Origin of the sequence: Bacteroides sp. 41_26 (assembly GCF_949740115.1) — a bacterium.
Lineage (GTDB): Bacteria > Bacteroidota > Bacteroidia > Bacteroidales > Bacteroidaceae > Bacteroides > Bacteroides nordii.
Genome location: NZ_CATJGZ010000069.1, coordinates 1 through 22,097 on the forward strand (window position 1 = coordinate 1; position 22,097 = coordinate 22,097).

General features: G+C 44.3%; 17 protein-coding genes. 3 read left to right on the forward strand and 14 right to left on the reverse strand.

Features of this window, described 5'->3' with window-relative positions; translation table 11 throughout:
- Window positions 1-1,322 precede the first annotated feature (1,322 nt).
- The 3 genes from kduI (at window position 1,323) to QX565_RS09240 (ending at window position 4,420) form a co-directional block, all read left to right on the forward strand.
- Window positions 1,323-2,165: a 5-dehydro-4-deoxy-D-glucuronate isomerase gene (gene kduI, locus QX565_RS09230; protein WP_007483201.1), complete on the forward strand. Its 843-nt coding sequence runs from the start codon at window positions 1,323-1,325 to the stop codon at window positions 2,163-2,165.
- Window positions 2,166-2,304: 139 nt separating this feature from the next.
- Window positions 2,305-3,099: a gluconate 5-dehydrogenase gene (locus tag QX565_RS09235; protein WP_002558561.1), complete on the forward strand. Its 795-nt coding sequence runs from the start codon at window positions 2,305-2,307 to the stop codon at window positions 3,097-3,099.
- 79 nt (window positions 3,100-3,178) lie between these two features.
- A complete protein-coding gene (locus tag QX565_RS09240; protein WP_289292617.1) occupies window positions 3,179-4,420 on the forward strand; it encodes a BT3233 family polysaccharide utilization protein in 1,242 nt (413 codons plus the stop codon).
- Window positions 4,421-4,529: 109 nt separating this feature from the next.
- On the opposite strand, the gene QX565_RS09245 is transcribed toward QX565_RS09240, so the two are convergent.
- The 14 genes from QX565_RS09245 to epsC form a co-directional block, all read right to left on the reverse strand.
- On the reverse strand, window positions 4,530-6,101 hold the full coding sequence (locus tag QX565_RS09245; protein WP_221648415.1) for a sulfatase family protein: 1,572 nt from the start codon (window positions 6,099-6,101) through the stop codon (window positions 4,530-4,532).
- 106 nt (window positions 6,102-6,207) lie between these two features.
- A complete protein-coding gene (gene queG / locus QX565_RS09250) occupies window positions 6,208-7,176 on the reverse strand; it encodes a tRNA epoxyqueuosine(34) reductase QueG (RefSeq protein ID WP_289292618.1) in 969 nt (322 codons plus the stop codon).
- Window positions 7,177-7,195: 19 nt separating this feature from the next.
- Window positions 7,196-7,849, reverse strand: coding sequence for a polysaccharide deacetylase family protein (locus QX565_RS09255; protein ID WP_025866688.1), 654 nt, complete (start codon window positions 7,847-7,849; stop codon window positions 7,196-7,198).
- A gap of 4 nt (window positions 7,850-7,853) precedes the next feature.
- Window positions 7,854-11,210, reverse strand: coding sequence for a DUF2723 domain-containing protein (locus tag QX565_RS09260; protein WP_289292619.1), 3,357 nt, complete (start codon window positions 11,208-11,210; stop codon window positions 7,854-7,856).
- Between the two features lie 446 nt (window positions 11,211-11,656).
- On the reverse strand, window positions 11,657-12,442 hold the full coding sequence (locus QX565_RS09265) for a metal ABC transporter ATP-binding protein (RefSeq protein ID WP_289292620.1): 786 nt from the start codon (window positions 12,440-12,442) through the stop codon (window positions 11,657-11,659).
- 12 nt (window positions 12,443-12,454) lie between these two features.
- Entirely contained in the window at window positions 12,455-13,339 is an 885-nt protein-coding gene (locus QX565_RS09270) for a metal ABC transporter solute-binding protein, Zn/Mn family (RefSeq protein ID WP_289292621.1), read from the reverse strand.
- 38 nt (window positions 13,340-13,377) lie between these two features.
- Window positions 13,378-14,019 carry a tRNA (5-methylaminomethyl-2-thiouridine)(34)-methyltransferase MnmC2 gene (mnmC2, locus tag QX565_RS09275; protein WP_221648427.1) on the reverse strand — a complete coding sequence of 214 codons (642 nt, stop codon included), beginning with the start codon at window positions 14,017-14,019 and terminating at the stop codon, window positions 13,378-13,380.
- A 2-nt stretch (window positions 14,020-14,021) separates the two neighbouring features.
- Window positions 14,022-14,498, reverse strand: a complete 477-nt coding sequence (locus QX565_RS09280; RefSeq protein WP_221648428.1) for a YqaA family protein — start codon at window positions 14,496-14,498, stop codon at window positions 14,022-14,024.
- The gene (locus tag QX565_RS09285) at window positions 14,483-15,487 is read right to left on the reverse strand and encodes a hypothetical protein (protein WP_221648429.1); all 1,005 of its coding nucleotides are present in this window, start codon (window positions 15,485-15,487) and stop codon (window positions 14,483-14,485) included. The genes QX565_RS09280 and QX565_RS09285 overlap by 16 nt, the downstream gene beginning before the upstream one ends.
- A gap of 47 nt (window positions 15,488-15,534) precedes the next feature.
- The gene (gene purD, locus QX565_RS09290; protein WP_289292622.1) at window positions 15,535-16,809 is read right to left on the reverse strand and encodes a phosphoribosylamine--glycine ligase; all 1,275 of its coding nucleotides are present in this window, start codon (window positions 16,807-16,809) and stop codon (window positions 15,535-15,537) included.
- 119 nt (window positions 16,810-16,928) lie between these two features.
- On the reverse strand, window positions 16,929-19,073 hold the full coding sequence (locus QX565_RS09295) for a S9 family peptidase (RefSeq protein WP_289292623.1): 2,145 nt from the start codon (window positions 19,071-19,073) through the stop codon (window positions 16,929-16,931).
- On the reverse strand, window positions 19,066-19,641 hold the full coding sequence (locus QX565_RS09300; RefSeq protein ID WP_289292624.1) for an ORF6N domain-containing protein: 576 nt from the start codon (window positions 19,639-19,641) through the stop codon (window positions 19,066-19,068). The genes QX565_RS09295 and QX565_RS09300 overlap by 8 nt, the downstream gene beginning before the upstream one ends.
- Window positions 19,641-20,984 (reverse strand): THUMP domain-containing class I SAM-dependent RNA methyltransferase, encoded by a 1,344-nt coding sequence (locus tag QX565_RS09305; RefSeq protein ID WP_289292625.1) that lies wholly within the window; start codon window positions 20,982-20,984, stop codon window positions 19,641-19,643. Before QX565_RS09305 ends, QX565_RS09300 begins: the two co-directional genes overlap by 1 nt.
- A gap of 130 nt (window positions 20,985-21,114) precedes the next feature.
- Window positions 21,115-22,014, reverse strand: a complete 900-nt coding sequence (gene epsC / locus QX565_RS09310; protein ID WP_002558581.1) for a serine O-acetyltransferase EpsC — start codon at window positions 22,012-22,014, stop codon at window positions 21,115-21,117.
- Window positions 22,015-22,097 lie beyond the last annotated feature (83 nt).

A 22,097-nucleotide genomic window follows, 5' to 3' on the forward strand; every position in this document is an offset into this window, starting at 1 on the left:
AACCCCGGAACTGTACCCGGCATACTTGCCGCCATCGACGCCGAACCGTAGCCCGGTGAAGCAGGCAGAGGGCGGCTTGACGGGCGTCAACACACAAGGTTACGGTAAGCCCGGCAAGCGGCACGGAGCAGAGCACTACTGCAACAACCGCCGAACCCCACGGACGGAGGAACAGTCGAAACCATACGCAAAAGACCGAGGGCGGCACGACTGGCAAAGTTGTGGCAACCGGCAGCGTAAGGGCGTAGCCCCGCTGCGGGGTGCTACAGCTTGAACAGGCGGGCGGCACGTGCACAACGGTAGCCCCTTTACAGTGCACTGCTATCACCTACACTTCCTGATCCGTAGCCGGTCAGCCAGAAACAGCCCAAATCTGCTATCACCTTTCAGTCCGGCCAGTTCTCGAGCTGTAACAATCTGCTATCACCTTTATTGTACTGAAGATCTTCCGGAAGAAGTTTTTGCTATCTGTTTTGTCCGGATCTGAATCAGCTCGATAGCGTTTCCGCTATCACCTTCTGAATGATAACGTACTTTTCCTCCCTTCCTCGCACAAAGGTAGGGCATAGCCGTTCATCCATCAATGACCGCTACGCTATTTCAGCACAAAATATCCTGCGCTCCTGCGTCGTGCGGTATTTTCTGTTGAAATTCATTGCCGGCTGTCCGTCCGTGTCCTCAGGAGAGTTTAAGGAAAGAAGGAAAAAATGTGTTTACTGTGCAGGGTGGTGTGTTATATGTCCTGAGTCCTGAGATTTTCCATGATATATATTTTGCATTACTTTAACTTTCGTTTGCTGTCTTCGTTCTTGAAAGCCCAACGTGTGAATATATTTTTTATCGGTTTTTATCGGTATGTTGAAATAATTGTTTACCTTTGTGTATAGAACTTCGATGCAGGCTTTATTTGATGATTTTTAGGGAAGTGATAAAAAGGTTTCAAAAAAGGTTTCAGCTTGAAAATGGAAATGCGGAAAGCATAGTGTTTATGCTTAATATAAAGTAATTTGATTGTTTCTTGGTGGGACAACAAAAAATAAGAATAAACGCCCTGAAAGTGAATAGCTTTCGGGGCATTCTTTTTTTTAATGTATGTTGTGAAACCTTTTGTGCTCTTATCTCTAATTTTAAATGCCTTTCTCCTTTAATTCGTATTATATATTGTTAAACAACTGCCTTATTGTACATCTGTGGACAATATTGATAGATAATAAGAACAAAAATGCAAGGTTTTGCCGTTTTCTTTTCTTATTTTTGCATCGTGTACGCAAACGACGTGCATTTGAGAGTATGATATTATGAACTATTTAAATAAATAAGGTATGAAAACGAACTATGAAATTCGCTATGCTGCGCATCCTGAAGATGCAAAAAGCTATGACACCAAGAGAATCCGTCGTGATTTTCTGATTGAAAAAGTATTTTCGGCAAACGAAGTAAATATGGTGTATTCCATGTATGACCGTATGGTAGTAGGTGGTGCAATGCCGGTAGGAGAGGTGCTGAAGCTTGAAGCTATCGATCCGTTGAAGGCTCCTTATTTCCTTACTCGTCGTGAAATGGGTATTTTCAATGTCGGTGGTCCTGGTGTGGTAAAAGCTGGCGATGCTGTATTTGAACTCGATTATAAAGAAGCACTTTACTTAGGCTCAGGAGATCGTGAAGTGACCTTTGAAAGTAAAGACGAAAAGAATCCTGCTAAGTTCTATTTTAACTCGCTGACTGCTCACCGTAACTATCCTGATAAGAAAGTGACAAAGAAGGATGCAGTGGTGGCTGAAATGGGTTCACTGGAAGGATCTAACCATAGAAATATAAACAAGATGCTGGTAAATCAGGTATTACCTACTTGCCAGTTGCAGATGGGTATGACGGAATTGGCTCCGGGAAGTGTTTGGAATACAATGCCGGCACACGTTCACAGCCGTCGTATGGAAGCTTATTTCTACTTCGAAGTGCCCGAAGAACATGCTGTATGTCACTTTATGGGTGAAGTAGATGAGACACGCCATGTATGGATGAAAGGCGATCAGGCTGTATTATCTCCTGAATGGTCTATTCACTCGGCTGCTGCTACTCATAACTATACTTTCATCTGGGGTATGGGGGGTGAAAATCTGGATTACGGAGATCAGGATTTCTCACTGATTACAGATCTTAAATAATGAGGCATGTGCTGATATGCCCTGTGTCAATTTAAGAAACGACTTAATAAGAACAATTAATTAATAACCTTCGTGCCACATGTGTGAATAAGTGCTTTCATTGGCACTCTGTACATTGGCACATTAATAAATTATTATAATGGTAAACTTTTCATTAGAAGGTAAAGTTGCACTTGTTACTGGTGCATCTTACGGAATCGGTTTTGCTTTGGCTACTGCTTTTGCTCAGGCAGGTGCAAAAATCGTGTTCAACGATATCAAACAAGAACTGGTAGACAAAGGTATTGCTGCTTACAAGGCTGAAGGTATTGAAGCTAAAGGTTATGTATGCGATGTAACCAATGAAGAACAGGTGAACGCTATGGTTGCTCAGATTGAGAAAGAAGTAGGCGTTATCGATATTCTGGTTAACAATGCAGGTATCATTAAGCGTATCCCGATGCACGAAATGTCGGCAGCTGAATTCCGTCAGGTAATTGATGTAGACTTGAATGCTCCGTTTATTGTGTCTAAGGCTGTTATCCCTTCTATGATTAAAAAAGGTCACGGTAAGATCATCAATATCTGTTCTATGATGAGTGAACTGGGTCGTGAAACAGTATCTGCTTATGCTGCTGCTAAGGGCGGTTTGAAGATGCTTACTAAGAACATTGCTTCTGAATATGGTGAATTCAACATCCAGTGTAATGGTATCGGCCCGGGTTATATTGCTACTCCGCAGACAGCTCCGTTGCGTGAAATCCAACCGGATGGTTCACGTCACCCATTTGATTCATTTATCATTGCTAAGACTCCGGCTGCCCGTTGGGGAACTCCGGAAGACCTGGCAGGACCTGCAGTGTTCCTGGCTTCAGATGCTTCTGACTTTGTAAACGGACACGTATTATACGTTGACGGTGGTATCTTGGCATATATCGGAAAACAACCGAAATAAGAGATAAAATACAGTTATGCTGTAGGGCGGAGGAATACTCCGCCCTTTCGGGTTTTATTATCAAACTAACGACAAAAAGATGAAAAAGTTATTTTTCTTTATTGCAATTGCTCTTGTAAGCTTTGCTTGTACTGAGAGCAAGACAGTTACTGTTACAGTAACAAATCCCACCGCTATGGAACGTGCCGGTGAAATGGTAGAGGTATCCATGGGTGATGTCTCTTCTAAACTGCAATTGGCTGACACTGCTCAGATTGTTGTGCTTGATGCTGATGGCCAGCAAGTGCCCTATCAGATTACTTATGATGAGAAAGTAATTTTCCCGGCTACTGTAAAAGCTAACGGAACAGCGGCTTATACTATTCAGGCCGGTACTCCTGCCGTATTTGATACAAAGGCTTGCGGACGTTACTATCCTGAACGTGTAGATGACGTGGCATGGGAAAATGATCTGGTTGCTTTCCGTACTTACGGCCCTGCTTTGCAGGCAACTGGTGAGCGTGCTTTCGGTTATGATATTTGGACTAAATACAATACAACAGAGCCGGTGGTAGAGGCTCGTTATGCAAGTGAGTTGAATCCGGAAACCAAAGCTAAAATTGCTGAATTGAAAAAGACAGATCCTAAAGCAGCAAGTGAGCTTTATCGTTCTGTATCTTATCATGTAGATCATGGTAACGGTCTGGATTGCTATAAAGTAGGTCCTACGCTCGGAGGAGGTACGGCTGCTTTGATGTCGGGTGATTCGATTATCTATCCGTATTGCTATGCAACACAGGAAATACTTGACAATGGTCCGTTGCGTTTCACTGTGAAACTGGTGTACAATCCGCTGACAGTAAAGGATAATTCTGACGTTATAGAGACTCGTCTGATCTCTTTGGATGCTGGTTCACATATGAACAAGACTGTTGTTGCTTACAGTAATCTGAAAGAAACAATGCCTGTTGCTACCGGTATTGTTCTTCACGAACCGGACGGTGCTGTTGTGGCAGATGCTGCTAACGGTTATATTACTTATGTAGATCCGACGGATAATGTGAACAATAATAACGGAAAGATTTTTGTGGGTGCTGCTTTTCCTGCTACAGTGAAAGACGCCAAAGTGGTTCTTTTCCCTGAAAAAGAGAAGAAAGAACTGCGTGGTGGTGCAGATGGTCATGTACTGGCTATCAGTGACTATGAACCGGGCTCTGAATATACTTATTATTGGGGTTCTGCATGGGATAAAGCTGATATCAAGACTGCCGATGCATGGAATGAATACGTAGCTGCATTTGCACAGAAATTGCGTGCTCCGCTGACTGTAACAGTGCAGTAATTAAAGGGAGTTAAGAGAAGGGAGAGGGGAGAATGGAGAAGGGAGAAGTACTATGCAGCGTAATAGCGCAGCTCCTTCTCCCCTCTCCATTCTCCCTTCTCCCCTCTCTTTAATCATCCTGCATAATGCCTTTTATCTGTTCCCATTTGTTGGTCGCATCGTTTTTCTGAACTGTTCCCGGGGTACTTCTTCCGTCTTGTATATACTTCTGTAACAGCTGTTTTAATTCTTGTACTACCTCCGGATGTTCCTGATATACATTGTTTTTCTCTCCCGGATCTTGTTTCATATTGTAGAGTTGAATAGGAGGCAGTGTAGCAATGACTTCTTTGTCTACATTTGGTTTCGGGTAACTCCAACCTCCTGAACTGGGTGAACAAAGTAGTTTCCATTCGCCTTTGCGTATAGCAAACTCACCACGGATGGAATGGTGTACAACGGCTTCCCGGATTGTTTGGGGATAACCGGGATTCTCGATCAATGGCAAAATGTTGTAACTATCTTCTGCCTCATTCTCTTTTATCTGATATTGGTTCAGTGCTGCGAACGTTGCATAAAAGTCGTTTAGGCAGACCGTTTGGTTGCATTTGCCTTTTCCGGCTCTTTTGGGCCATTCTACGATGGTAGGGACACGGTGTCCTCCGTCGAAAAGATCGGCTTTCATACCTCTCCATATGTAATTGGCGCGATGTCCTTTCTGTGCCATCTTGTCAATACCTCCGGCCGGTGAGCAACCATTGTCTGTGGTAAATATTAGGATGGTATTTTCTGAGATATTATTGTCTTTGAGCGCTTTCCGGATCTGCCCTACCACATCATCTACCATTAGCACAAAGTCTCCATAATCTCCTAACCCGGTTTTCCCTTTAAATCTTTCGTCCGGAAGGATAGGGGTGTGTGGTGCAGGAAGAGGCAGATACAGAAAGAACGGCTGCTTGTTTTGGGCGTGTTGATTTACATAGTCTACGGCCCGGCGGGTAAGGTTGGGCAAGCACTCCTGATGTGAGAAGTCGGAACCTATGGCACCTGCCCGCCACATGGCAGATCCTCCCGACTTGGCGATGGTTTGTATCTGAGTGGTAGTAGGCTGGCTATTTTCTACATAGACATAAGGAGCCATGTCTAATGAACCACAGAAGCCGTAAAAATAATCAAATCCTAAATCGGCAGGGCCGTTAGTGATGGGTTTACTATAATCCACATCTTCCTCTGCCAGTGCATTGGCATTTGGTTTTTCGTGTCCGGCTTTCGTACCCCAGTTCCACCCCAGGTGCCACTTGCCGATGCAGGCTGTGGTATATCCGCTTTGTTTTAGCATAGAAGCTATTGTGTTTCGTGTGGTAGGGATAATGGGGCGTGAGTACCCATATAATACACCGCTTTTAAGGCTCGAACGCCAGTTATATCTTCCGGTGATAATCCCATAGCGGGTAGGCGTACTAACGGACGAGCAGGAGTGAGCATCGGTAAAAGAGACTCCGTTATCGGCCATTTCATCCAGGTTCCGGGTAGTAATGCCGGAATGTTCATTGAATGCCGAGACATCGCCATAACCCATATCATCTGCAAGGATGAAAACAATATTGGGGGAATTTGTTTGCCGGGAGTTGTTTTGTGCCTGTAGGTGCTGGCAGAAGCATAGGGGAACCGATAAGAATCCAAGATAAGTCATTGTCTTCATGATGCGTTGTTTTTAGGATTAAAGTAGATCCTAAAAGTACGGCTTCTGTTTGGCATTCTATGTTTACATTTTCTCAGATACTGTTAATCCCGTCTCATGTTTATGTTTACACGTCTGGCAATGTTTGTACTTCGTCTTTGTTGTTACTCTCTACTTGATGTATGTTTCTCATTAAGCCTGTGTACTTGGCTCTTTTTACCGCACTTCCTTTAAAGATTACTCTGTATTGTTCTTCTGTCAGTGCATGCCAGTTCTCTTTTTCCATCTGCATGAAGGCATCAGTGGGTTGCAATTCCGGTGTCTGGCAGGGAGTGGAAAATCTGTTCCAGGGACAGGCTTTCTGGCATTCGTCGCAGCCATATATCTTATTGCCCGTTTTTTTGCCTTCTGCGGGCGGAATAGCTTCCCGGTGCTCAATGGTAAGATAAGACAGACAACGGCCTGAATTGAGCAAAAAAGGGGCTTCCAGTGCTTTTGTCGGACAGGCATCAAGACATCGAGTACAGTTTCCGCAGCGGCTTTTTAACGGTTGGTCGTATTCGTCTGCTTCTGCACTGAGAAATATTTCTCCTAAAAAGAAGCAGGAACCGGCATGCGGAATAATAAGCTGGGTATTTTTACCTATCCAACCCAATCCGGCACGCCATGCCCAGTAACGCTCTAATACGGGGGCTGTATCACAGAATATACGGCTTTGTAAGGGTAGGGGAGAGTGTGCGGAGATATATTCCTGTAAGGCGGTCAGCCGGGCTTTCATGATATCGTGGTAATCTTTGCCGTATGCATACCAGGCAAACTGATACTGATCTTCTCGTAAGAATCGGGCAGGGTAATAGTTGAGGGCTACGGATACAATGCTGCGTGTTCCTTCTACCAGTAAACGGGGATCGAGGCGCTTTTCGAGGTGGTTGCCCATGTAATTCATTCCTGCTTGCATGCCGTGCGAATGCCAGTGGCAAAAGGCATTGGAGACGGTTTCATTTACCGCTTCTGCCGGTGCCACTCCACAAGCAGAAAAGCCGAGGCGCAGAGCTTCGGCTTTTATTTGTTTAGCAGAAAGAATAATTTCTCCCATCCTGTCTTTTTATTTTTCGTTACCTGTCCGCTTGCCGAACCTCTCCATGCGGGAAGTGTGGAAGCATCTTGAATTCGTAGCCTTGTTCTTTCATAAACTCGATGGCACGCGGCAAAGCGTACTGAAGGTTTCCGTTATTCCAGGATTTCAGCGAATCGTGAAACGTGATGATAGAACCATTCCGTACATAGCGTTTTACGTTTGCCAACACCTGTTCGGGACGCATTTTCTTACTATAGTCACGTGTTACCAGATCCCACATGATAATGCTGTAGTACTGTTTCAGCGCGTGATATTGCTTGAATCCCATGTGTCCGTGTGGCGGGCGGAAAAGATCGGTCTTCATCTCTTGATTCGCACGATCCGTATTTTCCAGATAATCATTTGCGGAATACTCGAATCCACGGATGTGATTGAAGGTGTGGTTACCGATACGGTGCCCGTGCTCAATCACCATCCGGAAAATATCCGGATACTTCCGTACATTGTCACCTACCATAAAGAAAGTGGCTTTGATCTCATACTGATCTAACAGATCTAATACCCAGGGCGTTACTTCCGGAATAGGCCCGTCATCGAAAGTCAGGTAAACTGCTTTTTCGTCAGGGTTCATCCGGAAGATAGCTTTCGGGTATAAAATGCGGAAAAACCACGGTGGTTGCTCTATAAACATCTTTCTATCTCGTTCCTTTTACACGGGAGACGTACATGCCGTACAGTTCGTCCAGTTTGCCGGAATAGTTTTCTGACAGTTTCGATTTATATTTCTCCATGAGTTTCAGCTCTTCATTCAGTAAGGCTATGTGATACTCGAATTCCCGGGTTGATACGAAGAATTGTGAGTCGTCCAGACTGAGATACCAGGTCATGTATTCGAGTGCCTTATTGGCCAATGCATCCATGATTTTGTCTGCTTTCTCGGTTTGTCCTAACTGATAGTAGGCTTCCGCCATTTGTACGGCGCCATTCTGCCAGTCATAAGGTACGTTGTAAGCAGGAATCATCTTCTCGGCATAATCCAAAGCAGCGAGGGCTTTGTCTTTTTGACCTTCCTTCATCAGCTGTTCGATGAGTTGCGCGAAAACACGACGGTGTGTATAGCACATGCGCATCACGTTTTCATCAATATAGATGCCGGGCTTGTCGATACCACCAAATTTAAACTTATTCATTAGGTTGTCGTACATCTTCTCGCTGTCTATGGTTGCCCCCAATTTCTTGGTTTCAAACGGTGTGAAGCGAGAGGCGAGTCCTTCCTGAACGAAATGCTTGTCCATACCTAACTGATTTTCTCTGCCTACGGTGATAGCCATGTACATAGGGCGTTCCCAGTTGGCATTTGCCAACATCTCAAGCATCATCAGTTCACTCTTATAGAGGGCACGTTTCGGATTTCCATTGTCATCTCTCAGCAGAATATTCATATGATCGGGGATAGAGTCACCCAAAGCTTCCGGAATCTTCATGCCACTGCGGCGTATCGCTTCTTTATCAATCTTGATGACGATACTGTCTGTCGGGATGACATGCAGGCCCTCTTTGTCTGAACGTATCCAGTATTTAAGGATATTCTTCAGTTCATACGGATCTTCACCGAATTCATTGTGGATATTTTGCAATGCTTCCGGGTTGCCGCTACTGTCTGCCTGTGCGTAAAGAGCGTCGATTGTCTTTTTAATCTCCGGGCGAATCTGTATGTATTCGTTCGTTCCTTCTACGTATTCAACACGGTCCCAGGTGATTGGCAGTGACGGAGAGTCATAAGCAGGGCGTTTCATCTGGTCAATATACCAGTCTGTTTGCAGATAACTCAGGTTACAGGTGCGGGCATCTGTGCGGAAGCCTTCTGTCTCCTGGTTGTACCACAACGGGAATGTGTCGTTGTCACCATTGGTGAAGATAATCGGATTGCCGCTTTCCTGCAATGACATCAGATAGTTTTGTCCGAAGTCACGGGCTACATAACGTCCTGAACGGTCATGGTCATCCCAGGTCTGGCCTGCCATCTGAATGGGTACCAGCAGGCAGAGTACAGAGACAAGAATAGCAGCCGGTAATTCTTGCATCTTGGTATAGTCGCGCAGCAGTTTGATGATACCTGCTACACCCATACCGACCCAGATAGCGAATGCGTAGAACGAACCGGCATAAGCATAGTCACGTTCGCGGGGCTGGCTGGGAGTTTGGTTGAGGTAGAGCACAATGGCAATACCCGTCATGAAGAACAGGAAGAATACTACCCAGAATTGTTGTACGCCTTTCTGACCGCGGTATGCCTGCCAGAATAGTCCGATAAGACCCAGCAACAGGGGCAGGCAGTAGAATACATTGTGCCCTTTATTGTCTTTCAGTTCCTGCGGAAGCAAGCTTTGATCGCCTACCAACCAGTTGTCGATGAAAGGAATACCTGTAATCCAGTTACCATGTTCTATTTCGCCGCTGCCCTGGATGTCGTTCTGGCGTCCGGCAAAGTTCCACATAAAGTAACGCCAGTACATGAAGTTGAGCTGGTAGCGGAAGAAGAACTTGATATTTTCCCACTGTGTGGGGATATTGACCATAATTGCGTTGCCGCATTCATCATAGGGTACGTCATATCCTTTGATGTCGACCCAGCCTTTGTACTGCGGAATATGTGCACTGCTATACATACGCGGGAAGAGCATGTTCTGTGCATATTGATATTCTACACGTCCCGGTACTTCAACATACGAATCTTTCTCTTCCGGTGACGTTTTTTCTTTGCGGATGTATTTGGTTGTACTGTTTGCCTCTACAGGGATGCAGTATCCGTCTTTCACTTCCAGGGCCACCTTTGAAGAGTAAGCCTGTCCGTAGAATAACGGGCGTGTACCATACTGTTCACGTCCTAAATATTCGCCCAACGTGAAGATATCTTCCGGAGAGTTCTGGTCCATCGGAGTATTGGCAGTAGAACGGATTACGATAAGTGCATACGAAGAGTATCCTACCATAATCATCATTGTACAGAGCAGTGCGGTGTTCATACTGCGGGCCGAAATCTGGTATTTCTTATTGAGGTTTTTAGCAAACAGATAGAGTCCTAATGCGGCGAGTACGATGATACCGATAATAATACTGCTTGCTCCGTGTCCGTAGAACGGGATTCCTAACAAGGCAATAGTCAGCATGAAAGAGATATTCATACGTGCACGGCTGGCTTCGGTATAGCTTTCGTATACTCCCCAGATAATGCTGGCGGCAAGTATGATGATATAAACAATGACGCCGGTATTGAATGGCAAGCCCATGCTGTTGACGAAAAGCAACTCGAACCATCCGCCTACTTTTACTACACCTGGCACGATACCGTAAAGCACGATTCCTACCAGCACCATAGAAGCGAAGAGAGCTAACAGAGAACCTTTTGCGTTGGCATTAGGAACTTTTTTGTAGTAATATACCAGTACGATAGCCGGCAGACAGAGCAGGTTCAGCAAGTGGACACCGATACTTAATCCGGTCAGATAAGCAATAAGAATAATCCAACGGTCACTATGCGGTTCATCGGCTACATCTTCCCACTTCAGAATGAGCCAGAATACAACGGCTGTGAAGAGGGAAGAGTAGGCATAAACCTCCCCTTCTACGGCACTGAACCAGAAAGTGTCACTGAATGTATATACCAATGCACCAACAAGGCCACTACCCATGATGGTAACTAACTGACCGGTGGTAATATTGTTTTCGTCTTTGATAATCAGTTTACGTACCAGATGGGTGATGCTCCAGAAAAGGAACAGGATACAGGCCCCACTCATCAGGGCACTCATGTAATTTACCATTTTGGCTACAGTGGTAGCATCTGAAGCAAACTGTGAGAACAGATTGGCTGTCAGCATGAAGAAAGGGGCGCCGGGCGGGTGGCCGACTTCCAGTTTATAGCCGGTAGTAATGAACTCGGGACAATCCCAGAAACTGGCTGTCGGCTCTATTGTCATGCAATAGACCGTGGCAGCAATAATGAAAGTAAGCCAACCGATTAGGTTGTTTACGGTTTTGTACTGTTTCATTAAGACGATAGATGTTTATTCATTAACATGTTAAGTGGGCGCAAAGATAATGATTTACGTGTACAATCCGGCAAACTGATAAGATTTATTATATTTCGGAAGGAAAGATATGAAAATGAAAATAGTATGCACAAGTACGTTTGAGTCATCTGCATACCCTTTACATGGCTTTTATGCGGAACTTTATACCGGCTTGACTGAACTTCTATAGAATAGAGTGATATTATTTTACATGGAAGTCTCTCCGGAGCTGAACGCTTTCTTCGGCTCCGGGGAGGGAACTGTCCGGCACCGGGGAAGAGGGTCTTCGGCTCCGGGGAGGAGGTTGCTCGGCTCCGGGGAAGAAAGATACTTATGCGTGTACTGATAATCAGTGTGTTGTGACGGTGCGCTTTTGTTTTTCGAGTAGAATGGGGATGGTAATATTACACTACATCTTTTCGGTATTAATCATGATGATGGTGATGTTCCCCCAATATGCGATGAGGCAACGTTCCGTGACCCAATAATTCGATAGGGCAATTGAAATTACGTTCCAGCCACTCTGTTGTGACACCTGTGTCTGGATGATAATCCAGCGTTTCGTTGACGCAGGCGATAGACTTTACCTGCTGTAATACCGTACCAATGTCATGGCTGACAAGGATAATGGCGCATTCCTTGTTTATCTCTGCCAGAAGCTCATAAAGACGGGCTTCAAAACGTTTGTCGATATAAGTACTTGGTTCGTCGAGAATGAGAACGGATGGATCGCTGACAATGGCACGTCCTAACAGGGCACGTTGCAATTGTCCGCCACTGAGTTGTCCGATGGCACGTTTCTCCAGACCTTCCAGTCCCATACGGGCGATGACAGCATGAACTTTTTCGTGCTGCCGGGTTGTAAACTTGCTGATAAGCGATTTTTTAGAACTCAGTCCGGAGAGTATTACTTCTTCTACAGAGATGGGAAATTTGCGGTCTATTGTGTTGTATTGAGGCAAATAACCCATAAAAAACTGGGAGTTGAGTGCCGGGAGTTGTGAGTGATCTGCTCCATAATAAGTGATTTTTCCGGCTGTAGGTTTCAGCAATCCCAGAATACATCTGATAAGGGTTGTCTTTCCACCTCCATTCGGTCCGATAATTCCTAAGAAGTCACGTTCATATACAGTGAGATTAACGTCGTGCAATACTGTACGACCATCATATCCGGCGGAGAGTCCACGAACTTCTATAATCGGTTGTGCCATATTGGGAGAATCTTATTTCTTGTTATGATCCGTTAGTGCCTGAGCAACAGCCTGCATTTCGGTTTCCCAGTCATAACTCAGCGGGTTGATAGGGACGATGTCAGTACCGGTTTCCCTGGCAATAATTTCTGCATTGCGGCGGTCAAATTCCGGTTGTATGAAAATGATACGGACATCTTCCTGGCGACAAAGGTCTACCAGATCCTTCAAATGAGCAGGTGAAGGTTCTTTTCCGCCTTCTTCAATGCTAATCTGTTGCAAACCGTAGTCACGGGCAAAATAGGAGAGAGCCGGATGGTAAATCATAAAACTTTGGGCTGTACCAGGCTGTTGCAGGGTTTTCCTGATGATGCTATCGGTGTGCATAATGCGTTGGCAAAGGCTGTCATAGCGGTTCAGATAATAAGTCTCATTCTCTTTGTCAAGCTGGCAGAGAGCCTTGTAGGTGTTACGGGCAATGATCAGTGCATTATTGGTTGAGTTCCAGATGTGCGGTTCTACTCCACCGGCATGCTGGTGATCGCCATGGTCGTGTGCCTCTCCGAGGATAAGATCAATATCTTTGGAAGTATCGAAGATCTGTATATGCGGAGTATTGTTTATCAGGCGGTCCATCCATACTTGTTCAAAACCGATATAACCGATACGTAGATATGCTTTACTGTCTCCCAGCGAAACGAGTTGCTGGGGGGTAGGATCGTAGGTTTCAGGACTACTGCCTTTGGGTACGATACTGATAATATCGAATTTATCTCCGGCAATAGCCTCGGTAAAATAGCGTTGAGGCTCTATGGTGACGGTGATGACGGGTTTCCCATTATCTTGATTCTTCCCGGACTTACCCATGTTGCAGGAAGCCAGAAGAACGATTATCAGAAGAAGAGGTATATGTTTCATATGTTCTTTGGGTTTAGTATATTTTCCCTCCGGCAGTTTTATTTTCTTGCTCTCAGTATTTCCCGTTTTCCTCCCGGAGGGCCGGGGAGACGTTCTACTGTAAATCCTGCTGTCTGGAGCATCCGGCGTACTACTCCTTTGGCACAGTAGGTGGTGAGTATGCCTTTCTCGCTTAATCTAACGTGTAGCCGGTCGAATAGTTCTTGTGACCACATCTCCGGTTGCTTTTCGGGAGCAAAAGCATCGAAGTAAATAATGTCAAACGAGCAATCCGTAGTAAACGTTGTAAAGTCAGCTTGTACTTTTCTTAACGTAAAATAGGGGGTTATTATTGCATCCTCTTCCCAGGGAATAATATGTAGCGTTTTGAATAACGGATTGTCACTATAGCCCAGTGGCTCTATCATTTCCCAGGAGAGGGGATAGAGCTCAATTCCGGTGTAATGTACTTTTCTTTGAGTCGCTTCTGCAGTTTCGAGTGTCAGCAGAGCATTCAAACCTGTTCCGAAACCTATTTCGAGGATATGCGGTTCGGTCACTTCAGAGGCACTCAGGCCCATATCAATAAAGATATGTTGGGATTCTGTACGTGCACCTTTCACGGAATGATAGTGCTCGTTCAATTCCGGAACGAAAAGAGTAGCACTCCCGTCGGCTGTTTGTTCGATAACCCGTTTCATGATTATAAAACGAAATTGATAATGCCTTTCAATGCAAGCAACATGAGAATATAGCGTATCAGTTTACCGGCAAACATAGAAATCGTCGTAAGCCATACATTGCTGCGCATGAACCCCAGTGCAATGGCAATCACCTCCCCTACAAACGGAAGGAAAGCAAAAAATGCCATAAGTGCCCCTTTGCCTTGCAGAAATGCCTCCATACGGTCTACTTTCTCCTTTTTTACTTTAAAGTATTTCTCTATCCAGTCTACCTTGCCGAGATGTCCCATATAATAGCAGGTCATACCACCCAAAGTATTTCCCAATGCAGCAGCGAGTACACAGGCGACCGGGTTTAACCCTACTTCTACTAATGCTACCAACACCAGTTCGGAACTGAACGGGACAATGCTTCCTGCCAGTAAGGCAGAAAGAAACAAACCAGGAATACCCCAGTCGATAAGTAGCTGTATCACTGAGTTTATAAAAGCGTCCATACGTTGAAGCAGAATAAGAGGATTAATCCGATGGTGGAACCGATAAAGAATACGTTAGAAGTCTTGCTGCTGGTCAATACAAAAAGATGTCCTACGAGAATGCTGACACCGGTCAGAAGGAGTGACAACAGATCCATACAGTGTATGGGTTGCAGGAAAATGAACAGGAAGATACAGAAGTTCAGGAATATCAGGAAATGCAGATAGGAACGCGTTCGTATTTTATCTTCATATCCGCTAATAATACAATGGGCAGCACTGACAATGAAGAGGATAAACAGATAAATCAATGTAACAAGTTCCCAAAGCTGTAGATTCTTACCCAATTCTATCGGTTGGAAATGAACCAATTCGATAAATGGTTGGTAGAATAATTCCATCTGTCCGTAAAAGAAGGCATGCCCCAATAAGAACCAGTAGGGAAGACTTATTCCGATAATAGCTCCGCAGAAGCTGCGTATTGTGAGTGACTGAAACGAATAAGCTCCTATCAGCCAAAGGGGGATGAAGTAGAGTAATTGTGGAAATAATAAACTTCCTGCACCGATGAAGGCGAAGGAATGGAATATATAACTCACCGGGTAAGGCTGCTGGTAGCTCTTGAATAGGAAAAACAATGAGATAAGAAAAGCTACGGCAGCTATATCGCCTGCATACAGCAAATGCATACCTGGACAGATGGTAACTAAAAGAAAGTAAAGCGAGGTCTGCACCGAGGCGCGCATGCGGATAATAGTGAATGTGTTGTTTAGCTCAATCAAGAAATAACCGATAGAGGCGTATAGCATGAAGCTGATAATTCTGTTTGCCCAGGAAGGCAGGCAGGAAGTACAAATAGATTGCCACAAAGCGTATCCCGTCTCTTTTGCTGAACTCATGTCGGGCAAAAGAAAGGAAGTACTTATCCAGCAGATGGTGCAGATAAGAATGACAACAGGCAATGTAAACCGTCCTGCTGTCACCCGACCTTGTAGTCTATTATTTCTCATTATAGGGTTATAAAGTTATGATGTTATAGGGTTATAACCTTTCCTCACTACAGATCAAAACCAATATCTCTTCGAAGATTCTTCTTTTCGAACTGTACCATTTCAGCCACTTTATAGCTTTTTGCCAGTGCTTCTTCTTTAGTACTTCCATACGAACTAATAGCAATGACACGTCCGCCGCTGGTTACTACTTGTCCGTCTTTCAGGGTAGTACCTGCATGGAATAGGATACTGTCTGTGGCAACAGCCTGATCGAAGCCGGTGATAGGAAATCCTTTTTCGTAAGCTTCCGGATAACCGCCACTTACCAACATTACACAAGCAGCCGTACGTGGGTCTATTTCCAGTGTTTTTGTGTCGAGGTTCTTCTCTGCTACACCTTCAAAGAGATCTACGAGGTCACTCTTGACACGTAGCATAACGCTTTCTGTCTCAGGATCGCCCATACGAACATTATATTCAATAACCATTGGTTCTCCTTTTACTTTTATCAACCCCAGGAAGATGAAGCCTTTGTAAAGAATGCCTTCTTCTTTCAAACCATTTACAGTAGGTTCGATAATACGCGTACGTACTTTTTCCATGAATTCATCATTGGCGAATGGAACAGGCGTAACGCTTCCCATACCACCGGTATTAAGTCCCTTGTCACCTTCGCCGATACGTTTGTAGTCTTTGGCTACAGGGAGTATTTTGTAATGTTCGCTATCTGTCAGCACAAATACACTACATTCAATACCACTGAGGAATTCTTCAATGACTACCGTTGCCGAAGCATCGCCAAACATGCCGCTAAGCATCTCTTTCAGCTCCTTTTTAGCTTCATCTAAAGTAGGGAGGATCAGAACGCCTTTTCCGGCACAAAGTCCGTCAGCTTTCAGAACATAGGGAGCTTCCAGTGTTTCGAGGAAAGCAAAACCTTCTTCCAGTGTGTCGGCTGTGATACTTTTATAGCGTGCAGTAGGAATATTATGACGTTGCATAAACTCTTTGGCAAACTCTTTACTACCTTCCAGGCGTGCTCCTTCGCGGGTAGGACCGATGACAGCAATATGCTGCGTCTCAGGATTTCCCTGAAAGTAGTCGTAAATACCTTCAACCAGCGGGTCTTCGGGACCAACTACAATCATACTGATATTTTCCTTAAGAACGAATGCTTTTAATGCATTAAAATCGGTAGCTTTAATGTTCACGTTTTCGCCTACAGAAGAGGTGCCGGCATTACCGGGGGCGATGTATAGCTTTTCTACTTTGGGACTTTGAGCTATTTTCCACGCCAGAGCGTGTTCACGGCCGCCCGAACCTAAGAGTAACAGTTTCATATCAATAATTGGTTAATGGGCCAATATGCCAATATGCCAATGTTGGCATCGGATATGTAGCGCTTGTTATTATTATTATTTTTCTCTCGTTTCTTTTTCAATCGGCATATTGCCCTTTGTTACAGGTTATCTTCAAAATAACGGGTTATCTTTTCGTGCAGATGTATGCGGTCACGTCCCATTACATTGTGCTTATGTCCGGGATAAATGAAAAGATCCGGATACGTACGGGCATCTATGCATGCCTTCATAAAAGATAATGTATGCTGAGGCACGCAAGTATCATCATGATCGTCATGGATAATGAGTAAATGTCCCTTCAGATTGCCGGCGAGATTTTTCAGATTGCATTGTTCATATCCTTCCGGGTTACTTTGTGGAGTGTCCATATAACGCTCTCCGTACATTATCTCATAATATGCCCAGTCTATCACCGGGCCACCTGCCACACCTACTTTGAAGATTTCCGGATAGCGAAGCAACAAAGCGGTAGTCATATGACCTCCAAAACTCCAACCATGCACACCGATACGATTGCCGTCTACATAAGGAAGGCTTTGCAAATATTCGACTCCTTTTACCTGATCTTTTCCTTCTTCAATACCTAAATGACGGAAAGTTACATTCTCAAACTCTAATCCGCGATTGGAACTGCCGCGATTGTCAATAGTAAACATGATGTACCCTTTGTTTGCCATATAGATATCCCAGCCGCGGGCGCCATTCTGCCAGCCTCCGGTTACCATCTGTGCATGCGGACCTCCGTATACATATACAATGGCAGGATACTTTTTATTCGGATCCATATCAGCAGGTTTGATAAGGCGGTAATAGATATCGGTTACACCGTCTGCGGCTTTGATTGTACCGGTTTCGATAATCGGCATTTTGAAGCCAAGGAATGGATTGGAAGCAGTAAGCAGGTTAACGCTTTTGCCTGTCTGAGTATCAATGATATCAATCTTTCTGGGTAGGGTAGGGGTTGAATAATTGTCAATCACATAGCGTCCCGACTTACTTGCAATAGCATTGTGTACACCTTCAGTGGTAGTATGCATACTGAAAGGTAAACTCCTTTTTCCTGTTTTTATATTCACAGAAAAGTTATTTCGTCCTGTAGCGTCGTTGGCACTAAAAAGAACTTCTTTCTTTTTTTCGTTGAATCCCAGTATATCACTGACCAACCATTTACCTTCTGTCAGTTGCTTGATTTGTTTGCCTGTGGTGTCATACAGATACAGGTGGTTGAAACCGTCACGTTGGCTTTGATAAATGAATTTTGTAGCATCCCAGGGGAGAAAAACAATGGGTTGTTGAGGCTCTACATATTTGGGATGTGTTTCTTCGAAAAGTGTTGCCATCAGCTCACCTGTTTCTGCGTTGTACTGGCAGAGTTTAGCCTGATTTTGATCCCGGTTCAATTCTATAAGGTAGAGACTTTTCTCATCCGGTGCCCAGCTGATATTGGTAAAATAGCGGTCAGTCGGGTCTCCGGCTTTCAGGTAAAGTGTTTTTCCGTTGGAAGGATTATGAATACCTATTGTTACCAAATGGCTGGTCATACCTGCCATCGGATAACGAATGTTGTTCACTTCTGCTATACGTTGAGTGATATCTACCAGTGGATACTTTGTAACCATGCTTTCATCCATGCGATAAAATGCCAGCAAGTTGCCTTTCGGACTCCAGAAAGTGCCTTTGCTGATGCCAAACTCATTACGATGTACAGACTGCCCGCAGACAACACCTTCGGATTCATCGGTTATTGCATTTTCGTTTATATACAGATTGTTGCCTACTGTATAAGCGACATTTCCGGTGGTAGTGCAGTAATCCTGATTGGCAGCCTCTTTTTTCAGAGCTGTTGTGGAAACTATTTGATTGTTTTTGAAGTCGTAAACAATATATTTACCAGGTAGCTTAATCAGCATTTGCTCTTTGTCAGACCAGGGAAAGCTGACAGTGTGGAAGTGTTGTATTTTTCCGGACTGGTTTTCTTCCAATACTTTGTTTACAATCTCCCGTGTAGTGATAATCTTTGCTTTTCCCGTCTTTGGATTAATAACAAACAGGGTATCTATGTCTGGTTTTATACATTCATCACCCCACCATTGTAGCCCATAAAGGTTTTCTGCATAACGATATGTTTCACCACCCGGAATTAGATCTTCCAGCGTAGGAGTTTTTAATTCTTGTGCCATAACGTTCGTGATAAATAGAGCTTGAAGCAACCCCATTAATAATAGATAGCCTCTTTTATTCATTATCTTCTTGTTTTTTATCTTTATTCTTGAATCCTTGTATCTTGACCCGACTTAAGGGACTTGTTTTTGATTGGATAATAGCACTGACTTTGGCAAAAGCGGTGAACAACTCTTCAAATTGGCTTTCGTAACTTTTCCGGTCAGAAGATGTATCTTCTTCAAGATATTCTATGCGCTGCTTCAATTTCTCTAGCTCTTGTCCGGAAACATGGGAGAGCAGATACTGGCGCATATGAACGAAGGCACGCATGATGTTGATGTTGACCTCAATTGCTTGTGGACTTCTGAGAATACCGGATAGCATAGCTACACCTTGCTCGGTGAATGCAAAAGGGAGATAACGGGTACCTCCCCAACTTGAGGTTCCAATTTGGAACCTCAAGTTGGACATTTCCTCCGAAGTCAGTTGGAACATGAAATCTTCTGGAAATCGTTCTATATTACGCTTTACAGCCTTGTTCAGATTTTTAGTTTCTACTTGATACATTTCTGCCAAGTCAAAATCCAGCATTACTTTCTGACTTCTGATTTCGTATATCTTAGTTTCTATGATAACAAGTTCATCCATTATTCCTTCTTATCACCTCTCGGTTCCCAGTTCTTCTTAAACTCCTTTGGCTTTCTGTCTCCGTTGAAGTTTCGTCCTTCTCTCGGTTTTCTGTCTCTGTCACTTGAAAAGCTACGTCCGCCCTCTTCACGGCGAGGTTTAAATTCTCTTTTTTCTTTGGGAGCACCTTCTTTATTTTCTTCTTCGCCTTCCTGGCCTTTGAACTCTTTGTACTTTCCGTCGAATATCTGATATTTGCGGAACTCACATTCCAATGCTCCGTTGAATAATGGCGTTTTTTGACTGGGTTTCAGGCCGATCTGGTCGAAGCATTCCTCACGATAGGAGAGTACCCAGGCATCATTTCCAACGAAAGCGTGCTTCAGACGTTCGCCAATCATGCTGTATAATCCTAAAAGATCATTGGTAGAAATACGTTCACCGTAAGGAGGGTTGGTGATGATGATAGATTTTTCTGCCGGTTGCTCAAATTGCTGGAAGGGTTGTAACTTCAGAATGATATCTTTAGAAACCCCTGCTGCCTTCACATTGTGTGTGGCTATTTCGTTTGCCTTAGGGTTATTATCATAGCCATATATTTTGTGTGTGAATTCACGTTCCTGGCTATCGTCATTATATAGATTATCAAACATATCCTGATCAAAATCCACCCATTTTTCAAATGCGAACTCCTTACGGAATACTCCCGGAGCAATGTTACGGGCAATCAATGCAGCTTCTACAGGGATGGTACCTGAACCGCACATCGGGTCAATAAGGTCACATTCTCCTCTCCATCCCGTCATCAGAATCATTCCGGCAGCAAGAACTTCATTGAGTGGTGCTTCTACAGCTTCCTGACGATAGCCGCGGCGGTGAAGTGATTCACCGGAGGAATCTAGTGAAAGGGTACAGGTGGTTTGCGCAATATGAATGTTCAGTAATACATCCGGTCTATTAATGCGAACGGACGGACGTTTACCATTCAACTCACGGAAATAGTCGACAATGGCATCTTTAACTTTGTAAGAAACGAACTTAGAATGACGGAATTCATCACTAAATACGACGGCATCTACAGCGAATGTTTTGTTTACATCGAGTATTTCCTCCCAGGCAATGGCTTTGATCTGATCATAAACCTCGTCGGCATCTTTGGCCTTGAAATGTTTGATTGGTTTCAGAATGCGGATGGCAGTACGCAGGCAGAAGTTTGCTTTATACATCATTTCCTTGTCTCCGGAGAATGAAACCATTCGCCGGCCTATTTGTACGTCGTTTGCTCCCAGCACTGTCAGTTCTTCGGCCAGTACTTCTTCCAGTCCTTGGAAGGTTTTGGCAATCATTTCAAATTGTTCGCTCATAATGAATAATGTGCCAATATGCCAATGTGGTGATATGCCAATTGGCTGGCGCGTTAAAGTTGTTATTTTTTCAAATTGTTAATATCTGATTCTCTCAATTGGCACATTGGCATGTTCGCACATTGGGCCATTATTTCTTTGCTTTCGTCTGTACGATTCTCGCTCCTGCGGGAACATCTTCTGTTACCCAGATATTACCCCCTACTGTGGCATCGCGTCCAATGGTAATACGTCCTAATATAGTTGCATTTGAGTAGATTATAACGTTATCCTCCAGTATCGGATGGCGGGGAATACCTTTAATCGGCTTACCATCAGTATCCAGAGGGAAACTTTTGGCTCCTAGTGTGACACCCTGATAGAGTTTTACGTTATTGCCAATGATACTGGTTGCTCCGATTACCACACCCGTTCCATGGTCAATGGTGAAATAACTACCTATCTGTGCTCCGGGATGAATGTCTATACCTGTTTCGCTATGGGCCATTTCTGTTATAATACGGGGGATCAGTGGTACTCCCAGTTCTAATAGTTCGTGAGCGATACGATAGTTGCTGATAGCTCTGATAGCTGGATAGCAACAAATTACTTCGCCAAAACTCTGAGCTGCAGGATCACCATTGTAGGCTGCTTCTACATCTGTTGCCAATACACGACGCATGTGTGGTAATTTGCTGATAAATTTAGCAGCCAGGCGGGCAGCTTCTTCTCGTAAAGAATCATTGCAGGTATCACATCCTTCATTACTTCCGAAACAGAGTCCGGCTAAAATCTGCTCAGTCAGCAGATCAAATAATCTTTCAATGTTAACCCCTATGTGATAGTTGATTGTACGACTGTTGATAGTAGAATTTCCAAAATATCCGGGGAAAAGAATAGAGCGTGCCAGCTCGATGACGTCACACAATACCCGTGCCGAAGGCAAGGGCTCGCCGTCCTTGTGTTGATGGAACAGTCCTTTGTATGATTCGCTTTCCGAAAGCTCATCGACTGCCTGTGTCAGAATGTGGGTGAAATTTAGTGGACTCATTAGATTCCTTTTCTAATTAATTGGCTACAAAGGTAAGAAATATTATGCACATTTTTCTATCTTTGTTGCGACATTCTATTAAC